The organism is Catellatospora sp. NPDC049133, from assembly GCF_040648455.1.
Taxonomy (GTDB): Bacteria; Actinomycetota; Actinomycetes; order Mycobacteriales; family Micromonosporaceae; genus Catellatospora; species Catellatospora aurea.
In genome coordinates this window covers 6,052-30,204 of record NZ_JBEZDT010000034.1, presented here as the reverse complement: position 1 = coordinate 30,204, position 24,153 = coordinate 6,052, and the positions used below count along the sequence as shown (strand labels likewise).

The 24,153-nt window shown below is 72.6% G+C and carries 19 protein-coding genes and 2 pseudogenes; 13 read left to right on the top strand and 8 right to left on the bottom strand.

Features of this window, described 5'->3' with window-relative positions; genetic code table 11:
• The first annotated feature begins 7 nt into the window (after positions 1-7).
• The gene (locus AB0B35_RS31740; RefSeq protein ID WP_361052379.1) at positions 8-994 is read left to right on the top strand and encodes an aldo/keto reductase; all 987 of its coding nucleotides are present in this window, start codon (positions 8-10) and stop codon (positions 992-994) included.
• Positions 995-1,135: 141 nt separating this feature from the next.
• Here the strand turns inward: AB0B35_RS31740 and AB0B35_RS31735 are convergent, their stop codons facing one another.
• Entirely contained in the window at positions 1,136-2,653 is a 1,518-nt protein-coding gene (locus AB0B35_RS31735; protein ID WP_361052376.1) for an alpha-N-arabinofuranosidase, read from the bottom strand.
• Positions 2,654-2,842: 189 nt separating this feature from the next.
• The gene (locus AB0B35_RS31730; protein WP_361052374.1) at positions 2,843-3,415 is read right to left on the bottom strand and encodes a hypothetical protein; all 573 of its coding nucleotides are present in this window, start codon (positions 3,413-3,415) and stop codon (positions 2,843-2,845) included.
• A 204-nt stretch (positions 3,416-3,619) separates the two neighbouring features.
• On the opposite strand from AB0B35_RS31730, the gene AB0B35_RS31725 reads away from it, so the two are divergent.
• The 3 genes and pseudogenes from AB0B35_RS31725 to AB0B35_RS31715 form a co-directional block, all read left to right on the top strand.
• Positions 3,620-4,558, top strand: coding sequence for a sulfite exporter TauE/SafE family protein (locus tag AB0B35_RS31725; RefSeq protein ID WP_361052371.1), 939 nt, complete (start codon positions 3,620-3,622; stop codon positions 4,556-4,558).
• Between the two features lie 88 nt (positions 4,559-4,646).
• A pseudogene (locus AB0B35_RS31720) lies at positions 4,647-5,345 on the top strand (carbohydrate binding domain-containing protein); the annotation flags it as partial.
• A 318-nt stretch (positions 5,346-5,663) separates the two neighbouring features.
• A pseudogene (locus tag AB0B35_RS31715) lies at positions 5,664-6,686 on the top strand (chitinase); the annotation flags it as partial.
• A 145-nt stretch (positions 6,687-6,831) separates the two neighbouring features.
• Here the strand turns inward: AB0B35_RS31715 and AB0B35_RS31710 are convergent.
• Positions 6,832-7,020 (bottom strand): hypothetical protein, encoded by a 189-nt coding sequence (locus AB0B35_RS31710; protein ID WP_360528485.1) that lies wholly within the window; start codon positions 7,018-7,020, stop codon positions 6,832-6,834.
• Between the two features lie 226 nt (positions 7,021-7,246).
• Here AB0B35_RS31710 and AB0B35_RS31705 point away from each other — a divergent pair, with 226 nt between their 5' ends.
• The 8 genes from AB0B35_RS31705 to AB0B35_RS31670 all read left to right on the top strand — a co-directional run bounded on the left by AB0B35_RS31705 (position 7,247) and on the right by AB0B35_RS31670 (position 16,930).
• Positions 7,247-8,461 carry a glutamate-cysteine ligase family protein gene (locus AB0B35_RS31705; RefSeq protein WP_361052369.1) on the top strand — a complete coding sequence of 405 codons (1,215 nt, stop codon included), beginning with the start codon at positions 7,247-7,249 and terminating at the stop codon, positions 8,459-8,461.
• On the top strand, positions 8,458-9,759 hold the full coding sequence (gene egtB / locus AB0B35_RS31700) for an ergothioneine biosynthesis protein EgtB (RefSeq protein ID WP_361052366.1): 1,302 nt from the start codon (positions 8,458-8,460) through the stop codon (positions 9,757-9,759). The genes AB0B35_RS31705 and egtB overlap by 4 nt, the downstream gene beginning before the upstream one ends.
• A complete protein-coding gene (gene egtC / locus AB0B35_RS31695; protein WP_361052363.1) occupies positions 9,759-10,493 on the top strand; it encodes an ergothioneine biosynthesis protein EgtC in 735 nt (244 codons plus the stop codon). The genes egtB and egtC overlap by 1 nt, the downstream gene beginning before the upstream one ends.
• Complete coding sequence (gene egtD, locus AB0B35_RS31690; protein WP_361052361.1) at positions 10,490-11,455, top strand: L-histidine N(alpha)-methyltransferase; 966 nt, start codon at positions 10,490-10,492, stop codon at positions 11,453-11,455. Before egtC ends, egtD begins: the two co-directional genes overlap by 4 nt.
• A 45-nt stretch (positions 11,456-11,500) precedes the next feature.
• The gene (locus AB0B35_RS31685; protein ID WP_361052358.1) at positions 11,501-12,739 is read left to right on the top strand and encodes a histidine kinase; all 1,239 of its coding nucleotides are present in this window, start codon (positions 11,501-11,503) and stop codon (positions 12,737-12,739) included.
• Positions 12,736-13,389, top strand: a complete 654-nt coding sequence (locus AB0B35_RS31680; RefSeq protein ID WP_361052355.1) for a response regulator transcription factor — start codon at positions 12,736-12,738, stop codon at positions 13,387-13,389. Before AB0B35_RS31685 ends, AB0B35_RS31680 begins: the two co-directional genes overlap by 4 nt.
• A 319-nt stretch (positions 13,390-13,708) precedes the next feature.
• Positions 13,709-14,197, top strand: coding sequence for a MarR family transcriptional regulator (locus tag AB0B35_RS31675; protein WP_361052352.1), 489 nt, complete (start codon positions 13,709-13,711; stop codon positions 14,195-14,197).
• 36 nt (positions 14,198-14,233) lie between these two features.
• Positions 14,234-16,930, top strand: a complete 2,697-nt coding sequence (locus AB0B35_RS31670; protein ID WP_361052350.1) for a PEP/pyruvate-binding domain-containing protein — start codon at positions 14,234-14,236, stop codon at positions 16,928-16,930.
• A gap of 154 nt (positions 16,931-17,084) precedes the next feature.
• Here the strand turns inward: AB0B35_RS31670 and AB0B35_RS31665 are convergent, their stop codons facing one another.
• Positions 17,085-17,582 carry a DUF6232 family protein gene (locus AB0B35_RS31665; RefSeq protein WP_361052347.1) on the bottom strand — a complete coding sequence of 166 codons (498 nt, stop codon included), beginning with the start codon at positions 17,580-17,582 and terminating at the stop codon, positions 17,085-17,087.
• A 211-nt stretch (positions 17,583-17,793) separates the two neighbouring features.
• On the opposite strand from AB0B35_RS31665, the gene AB0B35_RS31660 reads away from it, so the two are divergent.
• Positions 17,794-18,144, top strand: coding sequence for a DUF2203 domain-containing protein (locus AB0B35_RS31660; protein WP_361052344.1), 351 nt, complete (start codon positions 17,794-17,796; stop codon positions 18,142-18,144).
• An 8-nt stretch (positions 18,145-18,152) separates the two neighbouring features.
• Here AB0B35_RS31660 and AB0B35_RS31655 read toward each other — a convergent pair whose 3' ends face one another.
• From AB0B35_RS31655 to AB0B35_RS31640, 4 genes are all read right to left on the bottom strand, one after another.
• Entirely contained in the window at positions 18,153-20,447 is a 2,295-nt protein-coding gene (locus tag AB0B35_RS31655) for a bifunctional diguanylate cyclase/phosphodiesterase (protein WP_361052341.1), read from the bottom strand.
• Positions 20,444-21,667: an FIST N-terminal domain-containing protein gene (locus tag AB0B35_RS31650; RefSeq protein ID WP_361052338.1), complete on the bottom strand. Its 1,224-nt coding sequence runs from the start codon at positions 21,665-21,667 to the stop codon at positions 20,444-20,446. The genes AB0B35_RS31655 and AB0B35_RS31650 overlap by 4 nt, the downstream gene beginning before the upstream one ends.
• 103 nt (positions 21,668-21,770) lie before the next feature.
• A complete protein-coding gene (aspT, locus tag AB0B35_RS31645) occupies positions 21,771-23,456 on the bottom strand; it encodes an aspartate-alanine antiporter (protein ID WP_361052335.1) in 1,686 nt (561 codons plus the stop codon).
• Between the two features lie 53 nt (positions 23,457-23,509).
• Complete coding sequence (locus AB0B35_RS31640; RefSeq protein ID WP_361052333.1) at positions 23,510-23,998, bottom strand: hypothetical protein; 489 nt, start codon at positions 23,996-23,998, stop codon at positions 23,510-23,512.
• Between the last annotated feature and the right edge of the window lie 155 nt (positions 23,999-24,153).

Here is a 24,153-nt window from a genome sequence, read left to right as displayed (position 1 = left end):
TGTCGAGGTGCAGCAGCGAATCCTCGGCCGGACGGGCCGGAATGTGAGCGTGGTCGGGCTCGGCGCATGGCAGCTCGGCGCGGACTGGGGCAGCGTCAGTGAGGACGACGCCCTGGCGGTGCTCGCCACCGCCGTCGACGCGGGTGTGAACTTCATCGACACCGCCGACGTGTACGGCGACGGCCGCAGCGAGACCCTGATCGGAAGGTTCCTGCGCGAACGCGGACCCGACCACGGGATCACCGTGGCCACCAAGATGGGACGCCGGGTCGCCCAGGAGGCCGCCAACTACAACATGGACAACTTCCGGGCCTGGAACGACCGGTCCCGGGCCAACCTCGGGGTGGACACGCTGGACCTGGTCCAACTGCACTGCCCGCCGACCGCGGTCTACTCCGACGAGGCCGTCTACGACGCGCTGGACACCCTGGTCGAGGAGAAGCGCATCGCCGCGTACGGCGTGAGCGTGGAGACCTGCGAGCAGGCGCTGACCGCGATCGCCCGGCCGCACGTGGCGTCCGTGCAGATCATCTTCAACGCGCTGCGGCTCAAGCCGCTGGAGCGGGTGCTGCCCGCCGCTGCGGCCGCCGGGGTGGGCATCATCGCCCGGGTGCCGCTGGCCAGCGGACTGCTGTCGGGGCGCTACGACGAGCACACCACGTTCGCGGCGGACGACCACCGCACCTACAACCGCCACGGCGAGGCGTTCGACGTCGGCGAGACGTTCTCCGGCGTCGACTTCGCCACCGGCCTGGCCGCGGTGCGCCGCCTCGCCCCGCTGGTGCCGTCCGGCGCGACCATGGCCCAGTTCGCGCTGCGCTGGATCATCGACCAGCCCGGCGTCACCGTGGTCATCCCCGGTGCCCGCAACCCCGAGCAGGCCCGCGCCAACGCCGCCGCCGCCGACCTGCCCGCCCTGCTGCCCGACCAGCTCCGCGTCGTCACCGAGGTCTACGACGACCTCATCCGCCCCCAGATCCACCACCGCTGGTAGCCAGGAAAAGGAAGGGCACCTTCTTGACGCTCCGCGTCGCAGAAGGTGCCCTTCCCCTCCTTACGGGGCCGCGACCTGCGGGAATGGGCCGCGTGGCGGCCGGTGGCGCTGTTGCGGCAGGGCGGCCGAAATCGCCCCGTCTCAGTGCCCCGGTGCGAGGGGCAGCCGGAGCACGTTCCAGGACAGGGGCGGCAGGACGGCCGTGAGGCGTCCGTTCTCGACTTCGGGTGCGCCCAAGATTCGGGGGGTCACCCGGTTCGGCGCGGTCATCGTGTTCACCGCCGAGGGATCGTCGTCGGCGAGCACCGAGTGGACGGCGGGACCGGCCACGGCGAAGCCGCCCAGGTGCACCGTCAGCGGCAGGTCCGCCGCCGGGTCGCGGTTGACGGCGAAGACGGTGAGCACGCCGTCCTCGCCGTGCACGGCCGTGGCGTGCAGCAGCGGCACGTCGCCGAACTTCGGGGTCTCGTACGTCGGCGACTCGGTGTGCAGGCGCAGCACCTGCCCGCGGCCGTACCGGGCGGCCTGGGCGAACGGGTGGAAGACGGTCTGCCGCCAGGCGGGCCCGCCGGGCTCGGTCATGATCGGGGCGATGACGTTGACCAGCTGCGCCAGGCAAGCCGCGGTGACCCGGTCGCAGTGGCGCAGGAGAGTGATCAGCAGGGTGCCGAACACGACGGCGTCGGTGACCGTGTACACGTCCTCCAGCAGCCGCGGCGCGCGCGGCCACTCGCCCTGGCCGGGCCGCTGCCGGGACATGTACCAGATGTTCCACTCGTCGAACGACAGGGACAGCCGCTTCGCCGAGCGGTGCCGGGCGCGGGCCGCGTCGCACAGCGCGGTCACGTCGGTGATGAACCGCTCCATGTCGCAAGCGCTGGCCAGGTAGGACGCGGGGTCGTTCGCCTCGGGGTCGTAGTAGGCGTGCAGGGAGATGTAGTCGACCTGGTCGTACGCGTGCGCGAGCACCGTCGACTCCCAGTCGCCGAACGTCGGCATGCCCGACCCGGAGCTGCCGCAGGCGATCAGCCGCACCGACGGGTCGATCATCCGCATCAGCCGGGCGGTCTCGGCGGCCAGGCGGCCGTACTCCTCGGCGGTCTTGTGCCCGACCTGCCACGGCCCGTCCAGCTCGTTGCCGAGGCACCACAGCCGGATGCCGTACGGCTCCGGCGCGCCGTGCGCCCCGCGCAGGTCCGACAGCGTGGTGCCACTCGGGTGGTTGCAGTACTCCAGCAGGTCGGCGGCCTCGGCCGGTCCCCGGGTGCCGAGGTTGACCGCCATCATCGGCTCCAGCCCGGCGGCCCGGGTGAACGCGGTGAACTCGCCGAGGCCGAACCGGTTGGTCTCGATCGTGCGCCAGGCCGGGTCGAGCCGGCGCGGGCGCAGGTCCGCCGGGCCGACGCCGTCCTCCCAGCGGTACGCCGACACGAAGTTGCCGCCCGGGTAGCGGACCATGGTCACGCCCAGTTCGCGGACCAGGGCCAGCACGTCGGTGCGCAGGCCGGCGGCATCGGCGGCCGGGTGGTCGGGTTCGAACAGTCCGGTGTACACGCACCGGCCCAGGTGCTCGACGAACGAGCCGAACAGCATCGGGTCGATCTCACCGACGGTGAAGTGCGGGTCGAGGAAGACTACGGCGGAACGGGGTGGCGGCATGACGGCCAGCTTCGCGTACCCGGCGCGCGCCGTCCACAGCCGCGAAACTATCGGTCCGGCCTGCCCCGGGCACCGGGGGCGACAGCGCGGCTCCTATGGACGTTGGCCTATCTCGTCGAAGATCTGTGAGTCAGATTCGATGAGATAGGCCAACCTCTGTGGAAGGCGCGGGCCGGTGCGGGCGGGGGTTCAGTCGCGAGGGCGAGGGCTGGGGCGGCGGCGCAGCCCGGCGACGGCTCCGGCGGCCTGTGCCTTCAGGCGGGCGCCCTCCAGGCGGCGGGACAGCGCGGCGGCCAGCCACAGCGCGCCCGCGCCGAGCAGGAGCACGGTCAGGCCGGTGAGCACCAGCGTCGACGTGGGCGGCCCGGAGGTGCCGGTGCGAGGCAACTCGTCATCGCCGCCGCCACCGCCGTTGTCGTCACCGTCGTCATCGTCATCGTCATCGTGGTGAGCCCCGGAGACGCCGGTCGTCGGGGTCGACGAGTCGGTGGGGCCGTCGGACGGCCACTCGGACGGCGCGGCGGACGGTGCAGTGGACGGCGCGGTGGACGGGTCGGTGGGGGCTGTGGACGGGCTGTGCCCACCGGGCCCGGTCGGCGTCGCCGAGTGGGTGCCGTATCCGCGGTGCTTGGCGCGGTCGTCGGGGCCGGCGGTGCCGGGCGTGACGAACAGGAACATCACCGAGGCGACCACCATCGCGGTGACCGCGGTCGCGACGGCGGCGAGCCAGGCCAGGCGGGACTGCTCTCGGGACATACGCATGGGTCGTCCTTCTCTGGCCGTCCGGGCGGGCGGCGGGTAGGAGGGCTGGCCGGGCTGCGGCACCACCTGGTCAACGCGTTTCTCCTGTCCCGGATACGTGTGATCAGGGATGGAACAGCCTGAAACAGGCACATTTCGTCTCGGCCTCGCGGCCGTTTCCCTGCCGGTATGTCCTGAGTTGAGCCCGCGGAGCAAGGGGGACTCATGGCGGCGGATCCAGCGCAGGTGGCACGTCGGCGGCTTCGTCCCGGGCCGGTGCTGGCGGTTGTCGCCGGGCTGGCCGGCGTGGGGCTGGCTACCTGGTGGGCGACCGGCGGCACGTCCGGCCCGGCGGCCGGGTTCGGGGAGGACGGCCACGACCACGGCCCGCTGCTGGGGCGGCTGACGGCCGAGTTCACCGGACTGGTCGGGCGGCAGGAGCTGACGCCGGGCTTCGCCGCACTGGCCATGCTGGTCGCCCTGGCCCTGGGTGCGGGGCACGCGCTCGCCCCGGGGCACGGCAAGCTGCTGATGGCGACGTACCTGGTGAACGAGCGGGGATCGCTGCGCCAGGCGGTGTCGGTGGCGGGCACGGTCGCGCTCACCCATACCGCAGGGGTGCTGGTCCTGGGGTTGGTCCTCGCGGCCGGGCTGCATTTCGTCCCGCACCGGGTGTACACGTTGCTCACCGTGCTGAGCGGCGCGCTGGTCGTCACCGTGGGGCTGTCGCTGCTGCGCCGGGCCTGGCGCGACCGGGACCGCCCCGGCGCGCCCGCGCACGCCGACCACGCGCCGGGCGGGCATGCGCACGACGGGCACCACGGCGGCTGCGCCGGACACGGGGCACGGCCGGCCGGGCGCGGGATCGTCGCGATGGGACTCGCGGGCGGGCTGATGCCGAGCCCGTCGGCGGTGGTGGTGCTGCTGGGCGCGGTCGCGCTGGGGCGGGCCTGGTACGGCGTGCTGCTGGTGGCGGCGTACGGCGCGGGCATGGCGCTGTCGCTGCTGGGCATCGGCCTGCTGCTGACCCGGCTGCGCGACCGGTGGGAGCGGGCCCCCCGCGCCTGGATGGCGCATCGCGCGTGGCGGCTGCTGCCGCTGGTCACCTCGTCCGCGGTGATCCTGGTCGGGGTGGGCGTGGCGACCACGGCGCTGCTGGCCTGACCGTCGTTTGTAGAACATCGTCAATCTGGCATGGACATTAACAGTTAAGAGAGTTAATAATCAGGGCCATCCATCCTTAGGAGGGCCCGTGACCAGAAGACCACTAGCACTCTCCGCCGCCCTGTCTCTGCTGGTCGCGGTCGGCGTCCTCGCCGTCGCCACCCCGGCCTCGGCGGCCAACCTGCTGGCCAACCCCGGTTTCGAGACCGGCACGCTGTCCCCGTGGAGCTGCACCGGCGGCCTCGGCTCCGTGGTCGGCACCCCGGTCCGCTCCGGCACCAAGGCGCTGCAGGGCGCGGCGTCGTCCTCGGACAACGCCAAGTGCAGCCAGACCGTCGCGGTGCAGCCGAACACGGCGTACGCGCTGACCGGCTGGGTCCGCGGCAACTACGTCTACCTCGGCATCGACGGCGGAGCATCCACCTGGACCCCCGGCGCGGCCACGTTCACACAGCTCACCGTCAACTTCACCACCGGCGCGTCGCAGACCAGCGTGGTCGTGTACACGCACGGCTGGTACGGCCAGGGCACCTACTTCGCCGACGACATCAGCCTCGACGGCCCCGGCGGCACGGGCGTGCCCGGGGTGCCCGGCAACCCGTCGGTCGGCACGATCACCAACACCTCGATCGCCCTGTCGTGGGGCGCGTCCAGCGGCACGGTGACCGGCTACCGGGTGTACGAGGGCACGACGGTGCGGGCCACCGTGACGGGCACCTCGACGACGATCACGGGCCTGGCGGCGTGTTCGGCGCACAGCTACACGGTCGCGGCGTACAACTCGACGGGCGAGTCGGCCAAGACCTCGGCGGCGAGCGCGACCACCACCGGCTGCACCTCGGTCCCGCCGACCCCGGGCGGCCTGGCCGTCGGCACGGTCACCAACACCTCGATCGCGCTGTCCTGGAACGCCTCCTCCGGCGCGACCGGCTACCGGGTGTACGAGGGCACGACCCAGGTCGCCACCGGCACCGGCACCACGGCCACGGTCAGCGGCCTGGCCACCTGCTCGGCGCACGCCTACACGGTGGCGGCGTACAACGCCTCCGGTGAGTCGGCCAAGAGCGGGGCGGTCAGCGCGACGACCTCGGGCTGCGTCAACACCGGGCTGCCCAAGCACGCGCTCATCGGCTACCTGCACGCCAGTTTCGCCAACGGGTCCGGGTACATGCGGATGGCCGACGTGCCGTCCTCGTGGGACATCATCAACCTGGCCTTCGGCGAGCCGACCTCGGTGACCTCGGGTGACATCCGGTTCCGGCAGTGCCCGGTGGCCGAGTGCCCGAACGTGGAGAGCGAGGCCGACTTCATCGCCGCCATCCGGGCCAAGCAGGCCCAGGGCAAGAAGGTGCTGATCTCCATCGGCGGCGCGAACGGGCAGGTCCAGCTCACCTCGACCGCGGCCCGGGACACGTTCGTCAGCTCGGTCAGCGCCATCATCGACAAGTACGGCCTGAACGGCCTCGACATCGACTTCGAGGGCCACTCGCTGTACCTCAACGCCGGTGACGGCGACATCCGCAACCCGACGACCCCGGTCATCGTGAACCTGATCTCGGCACTGCGCACGCTGAAGGCGCGGTACGGCTCGGGCTTCCTCCTGACGATGGCCCCGGAGACGTTCTTCGTGCAGCTCGGGTACCAGTTCTACGGCGGCACGTGCAGCGGCTGCGACAACCGGGCCGGGTCGTACCTGCCGGTCATCTACGCGCTGCGCAACGACATCACGGTGCTGCACGTGCAGGACTACAACTCGGGTCCGATCATGGGGCTGGACAACCAGTACCACAACATGGGCGCGGCGGACTTCCACATCGCCATGACCGACATGCTGGCCGCGGGCTTCCCGGTGGCCAACACGGGCGTCACGTTCCCCGCGCTGCGCGAGGACCAGATCGCGTTCGGCGTGCCGGCCGCGGTCAGCGCCGGTGGCGGATACACCACCCCCGCCCAGGTCCAGCAGGCCGTCAACTGCCTGGTCAAGAACCAGAACTGCGGCGGCTACACCCTGCGCGGCGGCACCAGCCCTGACTTCCGCGGCCTGATGACCTGGTCCATCAACTGGGACCGCTACTACAACTGGGAGTTCAGCAACTCCCACGAACCCTTCCTCAACGCCCTCCCGTAACCCCCGCTCCACCCCGAGCCCCGCCGCGGCTCCTCAGCCACGGCGGGGCTCGTTCTCGCACCGCGTTGATCATGAACTTATGGCACGGCTCGTCGGCGTGCCGCTGCCACAACTTCATGATCGCCGCGGTGTGCGGGTGCGGTGGTCAGTCGAGGAGGTGGAGGCGTTTCATGTCCATGCCGCCTAGGCCGCGTGGTATGTCGGGATCCGAGTGCAGGTCCTTGCCGGCGCTGACGGCGTCGCTGGTACTGGTGCGCTCGTGCTCGCTGGCGAAGTCGGCCTCCTCGGCGAGTACCTCGTCCAAGCTCAACGATTCGCGCAGTTCAGGCTGCATGTGGTCATTGTCCGCCCGTCCGATGGTTCGAGATCCCCCGATCGGGGAATCCCACAGTCGGCCCCGCCCCATCCGCCTGGCATTGATCATGAAGTTAGGGCAGCGACACGCCGTCGAACCTTGCCATAAGTTCATGATCAACGTGAAAGAACGGGGTGGGGGTGCGGTTGGGGGAGTAGGTTGGGCGGTCTCACGGGCCGGTGGTGGAAGACGGGGGGTGAGTGCGGTGGTGCAGGTGGTGCGGGACGCGGGGGTGCGGATCGCGGATCGGGCGGAGGCCGAGGGGTACGTCGCCAAGGTGTGCTTCAAGACGGGGCCGCCGGGGCGGGTGGGCATCGAGCTGGAGTGGACCACGCACCACCTGGACGATCCGGCGCGGCCGGTCGATCCGGGGGTCCTCGGCTCGGCGCTGGGCGAGCACGCCCCGCGCAGTCTGGTGCCGGACAGCCCGCAGAACCCGCTGCCGTACGGCGGCCGGGTCACCCTCGAACCGGGCGGGCAGGTGGAGATCTCCACCGATACCAGCGACTCCCTCGCCGGGCTGCTCGACGCCACCATGGCGGATCTTCAGCAGCTGACCGGCCTCCTCGACCGCGCGGGCCTGGCACTGGACGGGCAGGGCTGCGACGCCCATAGGCGGCCGGGCCGGATCCTCGACACGCCGCGGTACGCCACCATGGAGCGCGTCTTCGACCGCTTCGGCCCGTACGGCAGGCAGTGGATGTGCGGGACCGCGAGCGTGCAGGTGTGCCTCGACGCGGGCCTGCCCGAGCGGGTCGCCCCGCGCTGGCGGGCGCTGCACGCGGTGGGCCCGGCGCTGGTCGCCGCGTTCGCCAACTCGGCGCGTTCCGCGGGCACCGACACCGGCTGGGCGTCGGCCCGGATGCGGGCCTGCCTGGCCGCCGACCCGATGCGCAACGGGCCGCCCGCCGACGACGCCGATCCGGTGGCCGGCTGGGCGCGGCGCGTGCTGGACACACCCGTGCTGTGCGTACGCCGCGACGACGGCTCGTGGGACGTCCCGCCCGGGATCACCTTCGCGGACTGGATCGGCGGCGCGATGACGCCCGCACCGACCTATGCGGACCTCGACTACCACGTGAGCACGATGTTCCCGCCGGTACGCGCCCGCGGCTACTTCGAGGTGCGCTACCTGGACATGCAGTCCGGTCCGGACTGGGTGGCCCCGGTCGCGGTGCTGGTGGCGCTGTTCGCCCGGGAGGAGACCGTCGACGCGGCGGCGGCGCTGGCCGCGCCGGCGGCGGGGCGCTGGGTGCAGGCGGCCCGGCACGGCCTGGCCGATCCGGCGATCGCCGCAGTCGCCCCGCGCCTGCTGGACCTGGCCTGCGCCGCGCTGGAGCACACCGACCTGCCGCCCGCGACCGTCGAGGCGGTGACGGCCGTGGTGGAGCGGCGGCTGCGCGAAGGAGGACTGAGATGAGCACCGGACTGCGGGAGCGGGCCGCCGCCGAACTGACCCGGACCCGGCAGCGCAGCGTCGGGCTGACCGACGCGGTGGACGACGACGACCTGGTGCGCCAGCACTCCCGGCTGATGTCGCCGCTGGTCTGGGACCTGGCGCACATCGGCAACCAGGAGGAGCTGTGGCTGGTGCGCGACGTGGGCGGCCGCGAGCCGGTCCGCGCCGACATCGACCAGCTCTACGACGCGTTCAAGCACCCGCGCGGCGAGCGCCCGCAACTGCCGCTGCTGGGACCCGCGCAGGCACGGGCGTACGTGCGCACCGTGCGCGAGAAGGTGCTGGACCTGCTCGACTCGGTGGAGCTGGAAGGCCGTCCGCTGGTGGAGCAGGGTTTCGCCTTCGGAATGATCATCCAGCACGAGCAGCAGCACGACGAGACGATGCTGGCCACCCACCAGCTGCGCACCGGTGACCCGGTGCTGGTCGCCGTCCCGCCGCCGCGCTCGCGGGCGATCGTCGCGGGCGAGGCGCTGATCCCCGGTGGCGCGTTCGAGATGGGGACCTCGCTGGAGCCCTGGGCGCTGGACAACGAGCGGCCCGCGCACGCCGTCGACGTGCCGCCGTTCTTCATCGACCGCGCCCCGGTCACCAACGCGCAGTACCAGGCGTTCATCGACGCGGGCGGGTACGAGGACCCGCGCTGGTGGGCCGGGCGGGGCTGGGCGCACCGCCAGGAGGCGGGGCTGACCGGCCCGGCGCACTGGCACGGCGACGGCACGTACACCCGGTTCGGGCGGCGGGAGCCGATCGTGGGCGACGAGCCGGTGGTGCACGTTGACTGGCACGAGGCGAGCGCGTACGCCGCGTGGGCCGGGCGGCGGCTGCCCACCGAGGCCGAGTGGGAGAAGGCGGCCCGCTTCGACCCGGCGACCGGGCGCTCGCGCCGTTACCCGTGGGGCGACGACGACCCGACGCCCGAGCACGCGAACCTCGGCCAGCGGCACCTGTCGCCCGCGCCGGTCGGCGCCTACCCGGCCGGGGCCTCGCCCGCGGGCGTGCACCAGCTGATCGGCGACGTGTGGGAGTGGACGAGTTCGGCGTTCGGCGGCTACCCGGGGTTCCGGGCGTTCCCGTACCGCGAGTACTCCGAGGTCTTCTTCGGCGACGACTACCGGGTGCTGCGCGGCGGCTCGTTCGGCACCGACGCGGCGGCCGTCCGGGGCACGTTCCGCAACTGGGACTACCCGATCCGGCGGCAGATCTTCAGCGGGTTCCGCTGCGCCCGCGACCCGCGTCCCGGGGAGCTGGCCGGCTGATGTGCCGCCACCTGGTCTATCTCGGTCCGCCGGTGCCGCTGGCGGCCCTGCTGGTGGAGCCGCCGTACGGGCTGCAGCACCAGTCCTGGGCGCCCCGCGACATGCGCGGCGGCGGGACGATCAACGTGGACGGTTTCGGGGTGGGCTGGTACACCTCCGCCGGCCCGGTGCGCTACCGGCGCGCGGTGCCGATCTGGACGGACCGCAACTTCGCCGCGATCGCCCGGGTCACCATCACCGGCTCCCTGCTGGCGGCGGTGCGCTCGGCGACGCCGGGCCTGACGGTCACCGACGACGCCTGCGCCCCGTTCAGCGGCGACGGCTGGTTCTTCAGCCACAACGGGTTCGTCGCGGGCTGGCCGGACACGGTGGCCAAGCTCGCCGAGCGGCTGCCGGTGACGGACCTGATGACGATGGACGCACCCACGGACGCCGCGTTCGTGTGGGTGCTGGTGCGCAATCGGCTGCGCGCCGGGTACGGCCCGGCGGACGCGTTGCGCGCGACGGTGGCGGAGGTGAGCGCCGCCGCACACGGCTCCCGGCTGAACCTGCTGCTCACCGACGGCGACAAGGCGTACGCGACGACCTTCGGGCACGCGCTGGCGGTCCACCACTCGCCCGGGCGGGTGGTGGTCGCCTCCGAGCCCTTCGACGACGACCCCGGCTGGGTGCAGGTGCCCGACCGCCGACTGGTGGTGGCGCACCCGGCCTCGTACACCGTGGAGGAATTATGAAGCTCGACGTGTACCTCACACCCGACGACCTGAGCGAGCAGTTGCGCGAGGACGCCCGCGAGGGGCTGACCTCGTCGCCGAAGTGGCTGCCGCCGAAGTACTTCTACGACGCGTACGGCAGCGACCTGTTCGAACGCATCACCAAGCTGCCCGAGTACTACCCGACCCGGGCCGAACGCGCCGTGCTGGCCGAGCATGCCGCCGACATCGCCCAGGAGACCGGCGTGAAGACGCTGGTGGAGCTGGGTTCGGGCTCGTCGGACAAGACCCGGCTGCTGCTGGACGCGATGCACGACACGGGCACGCTGGCCCAGTTCGTGCCGCTGGACGTGTCGGAAACGGCGCTGCGCTCGGCCGCCAAGGCGATCGACGGCGACTACCCCGACCTGGAGGTGCACGGCATCGTCGGCGACTTCAGCCACGACCTGCACCGCATCCCCGAGGGCGGCCGCCGGATGGTGGTGTTCCTGGGCGGCACCATCGGCAACCTGCCGCCGCTGGAGCGGGCCGCCTTCCTGGAGGAGCTGCGCGATGTGCTGCACGAGGGCGAGTGGCTGCTGCTCGGCACGGACCTGGTCAAGGACCCGCAGACGCTGGTCGCGGCGTACGACGACGCGGCGGGGGTGACCGCGGAGTTCAACCTCAACGTGCTGCGGGTGCTCAACCGCAACCTGGGTGCGGATTTCGACCTGACCGCGTTCGAGCACGTGGCGCTGTGGGACCCCAAGCACAACTGGATCGAGATGCGGCTGCGGGCCACCCGGGACATGCGGGTGGAGGTGCCCTCGCTCGACCTGGACGTGGACTTCAAGGCGGGGGAGGAGCTGCGCACCGAGGTTTCGGCGAAGTTCGACCGGGTGCGGGTGGAGGCGGAGCTGTCCCGGGCCGGTTTCCAGGCGGCGCGCTGGTGGACCGACCCGCAGGGCCGCTTCGCGGTGACGCTGGCGCGGGCGGTGGAGTAGCCGGTTCGGCCCCTGCGCCGCTGTGTTGGTGGTGAGATGTCGGGTATGGGGGATCTGCGGCCCCGGCTGCCCGGCGAGGCCGCCGAGAAGCCCCGCCTGACCTGGTTCGACTTCGTCATCACCGCCGTCGCGCTGATCGTCGGCCAGCTTGACGAACTGGTCGGGGCCAGCTCACCGGGGCTGCTCGGCCGGTCCGTCGCCGCCGAGGTGCTCACTCTCGCCGCCGGGCTGTCCCTGCTCGCCCGGCGGCGCTGGCCGCTGGCCACCATGTTGTTCACGGCGGTCTGCCACCTGCTCGCGTTCACCCCGTTCGTGTTCGCGGTGATGATGTACACGATGGGTGTCATCACCCGGCGCTGGTGGCAGCTGGGCGTGCTGTCCGTGTTCGGAGTGGGCGTTCAGGCGCTGTCGGCGGTCGAGGGTCTGGACCCCGACGTGCGCGCCTGGGCGTACACCCTGTCGTTCGCGCTCGGCCCGCTGCTGCTGGGCTGTGCCGCGGGGGTGCGCCAGGACCTCGTGGTCAGCCTGCGGGAGCGGGCCGGGGATCTGGAGCGCGAACGGGACATGATGGCGCAGACCGCGCGCCGCGCCGAGCGCGCCCGGATCGCCCGCGAGATGCACGACGTCGTGGCGCACCGCGTGAGCAACATCGTCGTCACGGCGACGGCGCTGCAGGCCGTTCCCGAAGCCCAGACCCCGCGCGTGCGCCCGGAGGTGGACCGGATCCGGGACGAGGGCCGCGCCGCGCTGACCGAGCTGCGCGGCCTGCTCGGGCTGCTCAACGCCCGCGACGCGGCCGGTGAGCGGGCCCCGCTGGCCCCGCAGGCCACCGCTCGCGACCTGCCCGCTCTCGTCGAGCGCATGCGCGGTGTGGGCCGGATGCCGGTCGAGCTGGACGTGACCGGCTTCCCCGAACTGCTGGCCGACCAGACCCAGCGGGCGGTGTACCGGGTGGTGCAGGAGTCGCTGACCAACGCGGTCAAGCACGCGCCGGGCGCGGCGGTGCGGGTCGGGGTGCGGTGCGCCGCCGACGGCGTGCACGTCACCGTGGACAACGACCGGCCGCCGGGCGTGCGGGATGTGGATCTGCCCAGCTCGGGGCACGGGCTGATCGGGCTGAGCGAGCGCGTGGACCTGCTGGGCGGCGAGTTCGCCGCGTCGCCGCTGCCCGACGGTGGATTCCGGGTGAGCGCGGTCATCCCGCCCGCCGGGCGGCCGAGATCCCAGCCGCCGGCCGGTGTCGCGGCGCAGACGCAGCTCACCGGGGGAGAGAACAGCTCATGATCAAGGTAATGATCGTCGACGACAACGACATCGTCCGGCGGGGACTGCACACCATCATCGACGCCGCCGACGACCTACGGGTGGTGGCCGACGCGGGCGACGGGCGCAGCGCGATCGAGGCGGCCCGGCGGGCCAGGCCCGACATCGCGCTGGTCGACATCCGCATGCCGGGCATGGACGGGCTGACCGCCACCCGCGAACTGCTGGCCCTGGACCAGCCGCCCCACGTGATCATCCTGACCACCTTCAACACCGACGAGTACGTCGACGAGGCGATCCGGTCCGGCGCGGCGGGTTTCCTGCTCAAGGACTCCCCGCCGGACGAGCTGCTGCGGGCGCTGCGGGCGGTGCACTCCGGCCACGCGATGCTCGACCCGGCCGTCACCCGGCAGGTCATCGACGCGATCGCCGACCAGGCGCCGCGGCTGACGGCGCAGGAGAAGGCGCAGCTGGACTCGCTGACCGCGCGGGAGGTGGACGTGCTGCGGCTGGTGGGGCGGGGGCTGTCCAACGCCGACATCGGGGCGGAGCTGTTCATGACCGAGGGCACCGTGAAGGGCTACGTCAGCGCGATCCTGGCCAAACTGGCGGCGGACAACCGCGTCCAGGCCGCCCGGCTGGCCTACCGGGCCGGCCTGGACAACTCCTGAGCTCGCCCCGGGGCGTTCTCCCCCGTCGAGAACGCCTGAACCGGGCGGCCTCCTCACCAAGATCGTTCGACTTGCCAGGCAGGTGGGCGAATGCGCGCTCAAGATACGCACAGGTGCCCGGCAAGTCGGATGACCTCGACCGGCCGCGCGGCCGCACCGGGCGAAGGGGGCCGGGTGCGTGGGGTGTGGGGCTGGTGGCGAAACGGGCAGAGCGCGCTGTGGCGGGCGTTACGCCGCGAATATTTCATCACGCGTTGACTTAGCGAGGGGAGGGCGCGTTAAGCTTGCGTTAACGCATTAGTTGCGAAGGCGCAAACAAATGGGGGTCGCCGTGGAGCCGCAGCTCGACCAGCTCGCCCAGGACATCGGGCTGTTCCGGCGTGCGCTCATCCCCGACTTCTTGCTCGGCCTGGTCCGCAGGATGGGCGACGAGGAGCCCAACCTGCTGCAGATGGCCACGCTCTACGTGCTCGACAGCGGCCCGGAGCCGACCGTGCGCGACCTCGCCGAGCAGCTCGGCCGCTCGATGTCGGTGACCAGCCGGCTCGTCGACCACATGGTGCGGCGGGACTGGATCGAGCGGACGGAGGACCCGGCCGACCGCCGGGCCAAGCGGCTGCGGATCACCCCGGCCGGCCGCGACTTCCTGCGCGCCTTCGAGCGAGTGCGGGCGCAGGCGCAGCAGCAGCTGATGACGTACCTGACCGACGACGAGCAGCGCCAGGTGAGCGAGGCGATGGCGCTGCTCGGCAAGGCCTCGAGGAGGCATCTGGATGAGCGAGCGCAGGGAGCAGATCATGTCGGCTGAGTCCCGTGGCGGCGACGAGCGCGGCGAGGTGACGGCATGAGCGCGACGCTGAGCCCGGCGACCGACCTCGTGCTCGACTTCGCCGACATCGACGCCGGGATGCTGGCGGTGGTCGGCGGCAAGGCCGGCAACCTGGGCGTGCTGACGCGGGCCGGGCTGCCGGTGCCGCCGGGCCTGTGCCTGACCACGGAGGCGTACCGGGTGGTCGCCGGCACGGCGCACCTCGACGAGATCCACGAGGCGCTGGCCCGCACCGCCCCGACCGACGTGCCCGCGCTGACCGCGCTGGCCGGCCGGGCGCGGGAAGCGCTGCTGGCGGCCCCGATCCCGGCGGACATCGCCGCCGCGGTCGCCGCCGGATACGCCCGGCTGGGCGACGACGTGCCGGTGGCGGTGCGCTCCTCGGCGACCGCGGAGGACCTGCCGTTCGCCAGCTTCGCCGGCCAGCAGGACACCTACCTGAACATCGTCGGCGAGGACGCGGTCGTCGACGCGGTACGCCGCTGCTGGGCGTCGCTGTGGACCGACCGGGCCGTGGTCTACCGGGCCACGAACCACATCGACAACCGCACGGTACGGCTGGCCGTGGTCGTGCAGCGCATGGTCGACTCCGCGGTGGCCGGGGTGCTGTTCACGGCGAACCCGGTGACCGGGCAGCGCCGCCAGGCCGTCGTCGACGCCGGCCCCGGCCTCGGCGAGGCCGTCGTCTCCGGCGCGGTCAACCCGGACCACTTCGTGGTGGACACGGCGAACGCGGCCATCCTCGACCGGCGGCTGGGCGACAAGCGGCTGGCCATCCGGTCGCTGCCCGGCGGCGGCACCGAGCACGTGACCCTGCCCGCGGGCGGCGACACCGCCTGCGTCACCGACGCGCAGGTGCTCGCGCTGGCCGCGCTGGGCGACCGGGTGGAGGCGCACTACGGCGCGCCGCAGGACACCGAGTGGGCCATCGACGGCGACGGGGCGCTGTGGCTGACCCAGGCTCGTCCCATCACGACACTGTTCCCACTGCCCGAGCACGCACCCGCGCCCGGCGCGGACACCCGGGCCTACTTCTGCTTCAGCGTGGCCCAGGGGCTCTACCGCCCGATCACGCCGATGGGCATGGCCGCGTTCCGGGTGCTGGCCTCGTCTGCCTCGCGCCTGTTCGGGTTCGGCGTCGCCGACCCGCTCGCCGGGCCCGCGGTGTTCGCACCCGCCGGCCAGCGCATCTTCATCGACGTCACCACCGCCGTACGCAGCAGCATGGGTCGCACCCTGCTCCCGAAGATCCTCGGGGTGATGGAGGCCCGGTCCGCGGCGATCTTCCTGAACCTGTTCGACGATCCCCGGTTCTCGAACACGCGCCCCTCGCGGCTGCCGTTCATCCGCCGGGTCGGCGCGGTGGCCGCGCAGCACCGGGTGCCGCTGAAGCTGGTCGGGGCACTGGTCAAGCCGCAGCGCGGGCTGGCCGCGGTGGACCGGGTCGGTGTGGAGCTGGAGAGCCGGCTCGCCGGGCCGGAGCGGGCCTCCGCCGCGCAGCGCCTGGACTTCGTCGAGACCGTGCTCGGCACCGAGGTCGTTCCGCTGCTGCCGCGGGTCATGCCGGTGGCCGCGGCCGGTTTCGCCGCGCTGGGCATCGCCGACAAGCTGCTCGGGCCCGATGCCGCCGTCGGTGACGTGCAGGCCGTGCTGCGCGGCATCCCGCACAACGTCACCACGGACATGGACCTGGAGCTGTGGCACCTGGCGGTCCGGTTGCGCGCCGACGAGGCCACCGCGCGGCTGTTCGCGTCGGCGAAGGTGGACGAGCTCGCGCACCGGTACGGCGCGGGCGCCATGCCCGCCGCGGCGCAGGCCGGGATCGCCGAGTTCCTGGCCCGGTACGGCCACCGCGCCGTCGCGGAGATCGACATGGGTATGCCGCGCTGGTCCGACGACCCGCGCTACATCCTCGGCGTGCTCGCCAACTACCTGCGGATGGACCCGGCCGACGGGGCCGCGCTGACGCCCGACCGGCTGTTCGCCCAGGGCGCGGCCGAGGCCGAGGCGATGGTCGAGACCCTGGCCGGGCGGGCCGCCCGGCGCAGCCGCCTGCGCGGCAAGGTGGTGCGGACGATGCTCGGCCGGGCACGGCTGCTGGCCGGGGTACGCGAGCTGCCGAAGTACTACATGGTGCGGATCATCGCCGCCTGCCGGCGGCAGGTCGCCCTGGTCGGGGCGGAACTGGCCAAGGAGGGGCGGCTCGAGCAGGCCGACGACGTGTTCTTCCTCGACCTCGCCGAGGCCCGCGCGGCACTGTCCGGAACGGACCAGCGCGACCTGGTGCAAGGGCGCCGCCGGGCGTACGACGAGGAGCTGCGCCGCCGCCACATCCCGCGCGTGCTGCTGTCCGACGGCACCGAACCGCAGGCGAAGCCGACCGCGGGCAGCGCCGACGGGGCGCTCGTGGGCACGCCCGCCTCGGCCGGCCGGGTGACCGGGACCGCCCGGGTGATCCTCGACCCGGTCGGGGCGCACCTGGAGCCCGGCGAGATCCTCGTCGCGCCGTCCACCGACCCCGGCTGGACCCCGCTGTTCCTCACCGCGGGCGGCCTGGTCATGGAGATGGGCGGGGCGAACTCGCACGGGGCCGTGGTCGCCCGCGAGTACGGCATCCCCGCCGTGGTCGGCGTCCCCGACGCCACCCACCTCATCACCACGGGCCGGCAGATCATCGTCGACGGCGCCGCCGGCACCATCACCCTCACCTGACCACCCTTCCCCTCCCCGGCGGCGGCCCGACACCCCACGGGCCGCCGCCCCGCCACCTGCCGCGACTCTTAAAGACTTGCGGCATTGGCGGGGCGAGGAGGCCGCGACTCTTCAAGAGTTGCGGCAGGAGGGCAGGCAGGGTGGCGGGTCGCGGTCATTGGCCGAGGGCGCGTTGGAGGGCTCGGTAGATCTTGCCGAAGCGGGCGGCGTCGTCGATGCGGAGCAGGAGGACCTGGGTGCCCCCGATCTCGGCCCAGGCCTCGTAGATGGCGTTGCCGCGGTCGTAGCTGTCGTCGACGCGGTGCAGCGCCCACTCCCACAGCAGCGGCACCAGTCCGAGTGCCAGCAGCAGCACCGCGACCAGCAGCAGGGTGTCCCGCGGGAACGGCAGTCTGCCGAGCGCGGCGGCGACGCGGGATTCACCGTATGCGGCTGCGATCAACCCGACCAGCGCGATGAACCCGGCGAAGGCGGACAGGATCATCAGGAGGTTGAGGATCCCGCGGCCGGCCGTGCGGCGGCGTATCCGCCAGTCCGGGCGCTCCTGGCGGTGCCAGACGTAACGCAGCTCGGAAAGGCGGAACCGGCGGTCCTCGACCTGGACATACGTCGAGGTCACCGCCACCGTCTCATCACGATAGTAGGTGATCACGACCCCTCCGACGCTTCAGCGTTGTCTTAGGATCGCGCAGAGTGACCAAGTCGTCCGTGAGTGAATCCACGGCCCTCTTGATCATCCGACTTGCCAGGCACCCGTGCGTATCTTGGGCCCGCTTTCGCCCATCTGCCTGGCAAGTCGGGCGATCATGGCCGGGTGGCGGCCCTCGTGCGGCGGCCTGGTGCGGGGCCGACATACTGGGATGATGTTCACCCTGGACGAAGCGCGGACCCGGCTCGCCGCGCTGATGCCGCAGCTCGAAGAGCTCATCGGTGTACGGGCCGACCTCGCCGAGCTGCGCGCCGATCTGGACACCGGCGGGCACAGCGAGCTGGGTGGGCTGGCCGAGGCGAAGGCCCTGGAGGCGCGGCTCTACGCCGCGCTGGAGGAGATCGCCGACCAGGACATCGAGGTCAAGGGCTTCGCCCCGCTGCTGCTGGACTTCCCGGGTGAGCTCGACGGCCGCGCGGTGCGCTGGTGCTGGCTGGAAGGCGACGAGGGCATCGACTGGTACCACCGCAGCGACACCGGTTTCGCGGGCCGCCGCCCCTGCTGAACCCCCGGTCAGCCGACGCGGTGGGCGCGGGCGGGCATCTGCGATTGAGGGCGCAGCAGCAGCCCGGCCTGGGCGGCGGGGAGCGGGCGGGACAGCAGGTAGCCCTGGCCGAGGCGGCAGCCCAGCGAGCGCAGGGCGGTGCGCTGGTCCTCGGTCTCGATGCCCTCGGCGATGGCGACCAGCCCGAGCGAGTCGGCGATGGCCAGGATGGCCCGCACGATGCTCAGGTCGAGGTGACCGCCGCCGGGTCCGGTGACGCCGCTGACGAAGGATTTGTCGATCTTCAGGATCTCGATGGGCAGCCGTTTGAGGTAGCTCAGGTTCGAGTACGCCGTGCCGAAGTCGTCGAGCACCAGGTGCACCCCGGCCGCGCCGAGCGCCCCGGCGTACTCGGTGACCTCGTGGCGCAGGTAGCTGTGTTCGGTGATCTCCAGCCAGATGTCGGCGGGGTGCAGCCCGGCGGCGCGGATGACGTCGAGCGTGCGCTCGGCGGCCTGGGGCTGGTGCAGCTGCACGGGGGAGAGGTTGACGCTCATGCCCAGCCCGCGGCCCTCGGGCAGCCGGTGCCACTGGGCGAGCTGGCGGCACGCCTGGGCCAGCACCCACTGGCCGATCTCGACGATGGCCCCGGTCTCCTCGGCCAGCGGGATGAACACGTCCGGCGGCACGGTGCCGTGGTGCGGGTGGGTCCAGCGCAGCAGCGCCTCGAAGGCGACGATGGCGCGGCTGTCGAGCGCGAAGATCGGCTGGTACGCCAGGTGCAGCTGGCCGCGGGTCTGTGCGAGCAGCAGCTCGGCGCGCAGGTCGAGCCGGTCGCGGGAGCGGTGCGAGGCGTCCTCGTCGAACACCTCGACCTGGCCGCTGCCGCGGGCCTTGGCGACGTACATGGCGGCGTCGGCGTCGCGCAGCATGGTGCTGGGGGTGGCCTTGCCGCGTACGCCGAGCACGCCGCCGATGCTGGCGGAGACGTGCACCTGCTCGCCGCAGACCACGAGCCGGTCGTCGAGGTCGGCGCAGACCCGGGCCCCGATCTCGGCGACCTCGGACAGCTGCTTGACCCGGTCGAGCACGATCACGAACTCGTCGCCGCCGAAGCGGGCGAGCAGATCGTCGGGGCGCACGCTGCCGCGCAGCCGGTCGGCGACCTGCATCAGCAGCTCGTCGCCCGCCTCGTGGCCGAACAGGTCGTTGACCGACTTGAAGCCGTCGAGGTCGCAGAAGAGCACGCCGACGCGGGTCGGGTCGTCGGCGGACAGCAGGGTGTCCAGGTGAGACACCAGCGCGCTGCGGTTGGCCAGCCCGGTGAGCGGGTCGCGGGTGACCCGCTCGGCGAGCGCGTGGTACAGCTCGGCGTTGGTGAGCGCGACGCCGATGTAGTTCGCGAGGATCGTCATGATTTCGAGGGTGCCCTGCGCGAACGGGCGGGCCCGCTCGCGTCCTGCGTACAGCAGCGCGGTGGCGCCGTTCTCCCGGGCGACCGCGACCTTGAGCACCTCGGGCAGCCCTGAGTCGCAGGCGGGCAGGTCGTCGAGGCTCTTCGCGGGGACGGGCCACGCCGCGGTGATCTCCGGCGTCAGACCGCGGTGCGCGCGCAGCCGCCCCTCGCCTCCCTCGACGGTGACCACCCAGGCCCGGTCCGCGCGGGTGAGCTGCAACAGCAGCCCGGCGGCCTCGTCGAGCAGCGGCTGCACCTCCAAGTGCCGGGCCAGCAGGTGGCCGTAGTGGGCGAGCTGCTCGATGATCGCGTGGTGCTCGCGCTCGTCCAGCGCCATGCGCAGGCGGACCGCGACCGAGGTCAGCATGCGCAGGTCGGCGACGGCGAACGGCTGGTCGAGGCTGCGGAACAGGATGAGCAGGCTGTCGGCGTAGCGCTGGGCGGACAGCGGGATCCAGGCGGCCGACCGGATGTCCAGGCCCGCCATCGAACCGGGCACGTCGTCGCCGCGTACGTCGCCGTGCAGGGCGGTCGGCTCGGCGGTGGCCAGGGTGTGGCGCGCGGCCTCGCCCACCGGCCAGCCGTCGGTGTACGCCGGGTCGTCCTCGGGCAGCCCGCACGACCCGGACACGAGGAGCCGGTCCCCGGCCACCTCGGCCATGCAGACGACGTCGGCGAAGAAGGCGTCGGACAGCACGTTCAGCATGTCGCCGATGAGTTCCGCCGACTCGGTCGGGCGGCCCAGCAGGTCCAGCAGCTGGATGAGGCGGGTGGTGTCGCGGTAGGCGTCGCGGGCCGCGTCGACGGCTTCGGCAAGCTGCCGTCTGAGCTGCTCGGTCTCGCTGTCGGCGGGCACGGCGGCGGTCACAGCGCGATCGCGGTCAGTGTCGCGTTGTGGTATCCGGCGACGCGGGTGGTCCGGGCGAACTCGCCGTAGGTGTAGAAGCCGAACGTGGCCACGTCGCCGGCCGCGTCCTGGATCAGCGCCGCCTCCTCGGCCCCCTGCTCGGCGAGCACGTCGAGCCGGGCCACGCAGCTGAACGCGAGCAGCACCGACGCGTCGCGGCCGGCCAGGCTCTGCCGGACCACGTCGCCGGTGACGCGCAGCAGGTCCTCGGCCTTGCAGGAGACGATCTGCACCGGGGCGTACAGCGGCAGCGGGCTGAACGTCCTGAGCTCGCCGTCCTCGTCGATGTACGCGCCGCGCACGAGCTTGCTGCCGTCAGGCTGGATGAGCCCGAAGGCGTACGCGGACAGGTAACCGGGCGCGGGTTTTATCAGGCCGGGCCGTTCGAAGTCGACCTCGTCGTGGAAGTGCTCGCGGAACACCTCGACGGCGGGGCGGCCGGCGATCTCCTGGATGACCAGGCCGTCGGACTTGGTGACCAGCAGCGGCAGGCCCACGTCGTGCCAGCCGTGCTCGGCGACCACGGCCAGCGGCGTCGGGGAGGCGATCCAGACGGCGGTGGCCCCGCCGTCGGTGAGCACGTTGTCGTTCTCGAACACGCAGGTGCGGATGAGCAGCCGGTCGTCGCCGGCGCTGCCGCCGACCACGGGCACCGGCGCGCCGACCACCTTGTGCACCCCGTTGAGCAGTTCCTGCTGGTGCCCGGCCAGGCCGGTGGTGAGCAGCAGCACGGCGGCGTGCGCGGACGGCTCCGGCCCGGCGGCCGTGCGGGCGGCCCGCGCCAGCCGCTGCCCGGCGTCGTCGCCGTTCTCGGTGACGCCGGTGACCGAGGCGGTGCCGAAGCGGTAGGGCCCCGCGGACAGCGCGAGCACCGACACCCCGAGGCCGGGGTCGATCAGCCTGCCGTCGTGGAACTGCCCGCTGGTCGTCGCGCCGACCAGCGGCGCCTTGCCGGTCGCTCGGCGGATCGTGTGCAGCAGGGCGATCAGGTCGTAGGAGACGGAGGCGTACACGATGATCAGTTCTGGTGGGGTGCCGTTCAGGCCCGCCAGGGCCTCGGCGGCGGCGGCGCGCCCGGCGGTGACCGCGTCGGCCGCGTCGCTGTAGCCCACCCCCACGTTCAGCGGCTCGGTGGCAGGCGTGACGGCGACGGGCCGGGGCGCGGGTATGTCGGCAGGCATGATCACTCCTGGCACCCGACGGAGGGCCTCGCGGGCCGCCTGACCTGGCACTTCACAAAGCGACCATAACTCGCTAACCGGGCGGTACGCCAAAGATCAGGTCTCACGGCAGCGCCCCCGACAGGGCCACGATCAGCGGCCCGAGCAGCGGCAGCAGCACGGCCGAGAAGGCATAGACGATGGTGTACGACAGCAGCGGTGTGGTGTTGCCCGCCGCCTCCCGCACCGCGTCCACCGCCGGGGTGCTGCACTGCTGGCCCGCGATGGACCCGGCGACCAGCGGCGCGGGCAGCTTCATCAACCGGCTGCCCACCCACAGGCTCAGCAGCGCCGGGACCGCCGTGACCAGCACCGCCACCACCGGAAGCAGCAATCCGTAGCGCTTCATCAGGGAGATCGCGGCGGGGCCGGCGCTGAGCCCGACCGCGCACACGAACGTGGCCAGACCGAACTGCTGGATCACCTGGGCCGCCGCCGGGTGGTACTGCCCGTACGTCGGGTGCCGCGCCCGCAGCCAGCCGAAGAACAGCCCGCTGAACAGGCAGCCACCGCCGATGCCCAGCGCCAGCGGCACCCCGCCCACCGGCATGGCGAGCTTGCCGACCAGGATGCCCACCACCACCCCGAGCGCGATGAAGCTCAGGTCTGCCTTGACCGCCGGGTTGATCCGCACCCCGAGCAGCGGGGTGTACGCGGCCAGGTCGTGCGTCGCGCCGGTGAGCCGCACCGTGTCGCCGGTGGTGATGTCGGTAGACGGCTTGATCGGCAGGTCGTGCTCCATCCGGGACAGCCCGGTGACGAACACGCCCCGTGGCGGGACCTGCTGGTGCAGCTGCTCCAGGGTCCAGCCGCGGTAGCGCGGGTCGGTGATGACGACCTCGACCACGTCCAGGCTCAGCGGGTCGCCGCCGGTGCCCAGCGTCTCCGGCCCGATCAGGCGCTCCGCGTGGATCAGCGTCTCGCGGTGGCCGACCACGACCAGCCGGTCCCCGTGCTGCAGCACCGTGGCCGGTTCGAGCGGGGTGATCTCGCCGCCGCGGCGCAGCCGCTCCACCGCCGCGCCGTCGCCCAGCTCCTCGGCCAGCTGCGCCAGGGTGCGTCCGTGGGCGGCGGACACCACGTACACCCGGCCCACCACACCGGGCACCGCTCTTCTCGTGCTCTCCGAACGCTCGGGCTCGCCGCCGAGCTTGCGCCACAGCGCGTTCGCCTGCTCGCGCAGGTCGACGCGCATCAGCATGGGCACGAGCTGGCTGGTGAACATGATGAGCGTGACCAGGCTGAAGATGTAGGCGATCGAGTACGAGGTGGCCAGGTTGGACTGCAGCTCGCGGACCCGCTCCGGGCCCACGGGCAGCGCGCCGATCGCCTCCCCGGCGGTGCCGAGCACCGACGACGACGTCGTGCCGCCGGCCAGCAGCCCGGCCGCGGTGCCCTGGTCCAGCCGGAACGCCAGCGTCGTCAGGCACACCAGGGCGACCAGGGTCACCACCTGGATCACCGTGAACACGGCGTACCGCAGCGCCCGGCGGTTGAGGTGGGCGAAGAACGACGGCCCGGCCAGGTAGCCCAGCGTGAAGATGAACAGCGCGAAGGCGACGTTGCGCAGCTCAGGGCTGAGGGTGACGTTCAGCAGGCCGACGGCGAGCGCGACCAGCAGCGTGCCGGCCACCCCGCCGAGAGTGATCTTCCAGAAGCGCACCCGGCCCAGTGCGAAGCCGGCTGCCAGGCAGGTGAACAGCGCCAGCCCCGGGGTGCTGCGGAGCAGGTCGCCCAGCCAGTCGAGCACCGCGCACCCCCGCCCATGAGTTCACCTCATATTAGGACAAAGGGTGTGGTCGGCTACGGCATCTCCACGGTCTCGGCTCGCATGATCTCCGCGAACGCGGCCGCCAGGTATTGCTCCAGCCGCCGTCCCGAGACCGTCAGCAGGTAGGCCAGCAGCACCGGCGCGTGCCAGGCGAGCCTGCGCGGGTCGGGCCGGGGTGCCCCGTCCTCCTGCTGGTGCACGCCCAGCGCGCCGGTCAGCACGGTGACCAGGGTGTCCACGTCCAGGTCGGCGGTCCACGACAGGGTGTCGCGCACGCACTGCTCCAGCACGTCCTGGATGTCCTCGCCGGCCAGCCCGTCGGGGTGCAGGTCCTCCAGCAGCGCACGGACCACGCTGCCGAGCACCAGCCCGACGTGCTCGGAGTCGGCGGCCGCCAGCCGGTCGGCCGCCTCGTTCAGCGCCTCGGCGTCGCGCGCCCGCGCCGCGTCCACCGCGTCGACCGCCGCCTGCGCGATCCCGCGCGCCACCGCCGGCAACCGCCGCAGCTCCCCACTCAACATCCCCGGATACTCCCACGCCCCACCGACCACCCCGCCAACCCGGCCCCGGCCAACCCGTCCCGCCCCGCGGCCGCAGGCCGCCCCTCGTGCCGCAACTTTTAAGACTCGCGGGCGGGGGGGTTTTACGAGGGCCGCCGTGAGTATAAAATTAGTCC

What these genes read in the sequence shown, in the direction of transcription:
- AB0B35_RS31735 (WP_361052376.1), bottom strand. Translation starts at nt 2,653, where the DNA reads ATGCCGCCACCCCGTTCCGCCGTAGTCTTCCTCGACCCGCACTTCACC.
- AB0B35_RS31730 (WP_361052374.1), bottom strand. Translation starts at nt 3,415, where the DNA reads ATGCGTATGTCCCGAGAGCAGTCCCGCCTGGCCTGGCTCGCCGCCGTC.
- AB0B35_RS31725 (WP_361052371.1), top strand. Translation starts at nt 3,620, where the DNA reads ATGGCGGCGGATCCAGCGCAGGTGGCACGTCGGCGGCTTCGTCCCGGG.
- AB0B35_RS31710 (WP_360528485.1), bottom strand. Translation starts at nt 7,020, where the DNA reads ATGCAGCCTGAACTGCGCGAATCGTTGAGCTTGGACGAGGTACTCGCC.
- egtB (WP_361052366.1), top strand. Translation starts at nt 8,458, where the DNA reads ATGAGCACCGGACTGCGGGAGCGGGCCGCCGCCGAACTGACCCGGACC.
- egtC (WP_361052363.1), top strand. Translation starts at nt 9,759, where the DNA reads ATGTGCCGCCACCTGGTCTATCTCGGTCCGCCGGTGCCGCTGGCGGCC.
- egtD (WP_361052361.1), top strand. Translation starts at nt 10,490, where the DNA reads ATGAAGCTCGACGTGTACCTCACACCCGACGACCTGAGCGAGCAGTTG.
- AB0B35_RS31685 (WP_361052358.1), top strand. Translation starts at nt 11,501, where the DNA reads ATGGGGGATCTGCGGCCCCGGCTGCCCGGCGAGGCCGCCGAGAAGCCC.
- AB0B35_RS31680 (WP_361052355.1), top strand. Translation starts at nt 12,736, where the DNA reads ATGATCAAGGTAATGATCGTCGACGACAACGACATCGTCCGGCGGGGA.
- AB0B35_RS31675 (WP_361052352.1), top strand. Translation starts at nt 13,709, where the DNA reads ATGGGGGTCGCCGTGGAGCCGCAGCTCGACCAGCTCGCCCAGGACATC.
- AB0B35_RS31670 (WP_361052350.1), top strand. Translation starts at nt 14,234, where the DNA reads ATGAGCGCGACGCTGAGCCCGGCGACCGACCTCGTGCTCGACTTCGCC.
- AB0B35_RS31660 (WP_361052344.1), top strand. Translation starts at nt 17,794, where the DNA reads ATGTTCACCCTGGACGAAGCGCGGACCCGGCTCGCCGCGCTGATGCCG.
- AB0B35_RS31650 (WP_361052338.1), bottom strand. Translation starts at nt 21,667, where the DNA reads ATGCCTGCCGACATACCCGCGCCCCGGCCCGTCGCCGTCACGCCTGCC.
- AB0B35_RS31640 (WP_361052333.1), bottom strand. Translation starts at nt 23,998, where the DNA reads ATGTTGAGTGGGGAGCTGCGGCGGTTGCCGGCGGTGGCGCGCGGGATC.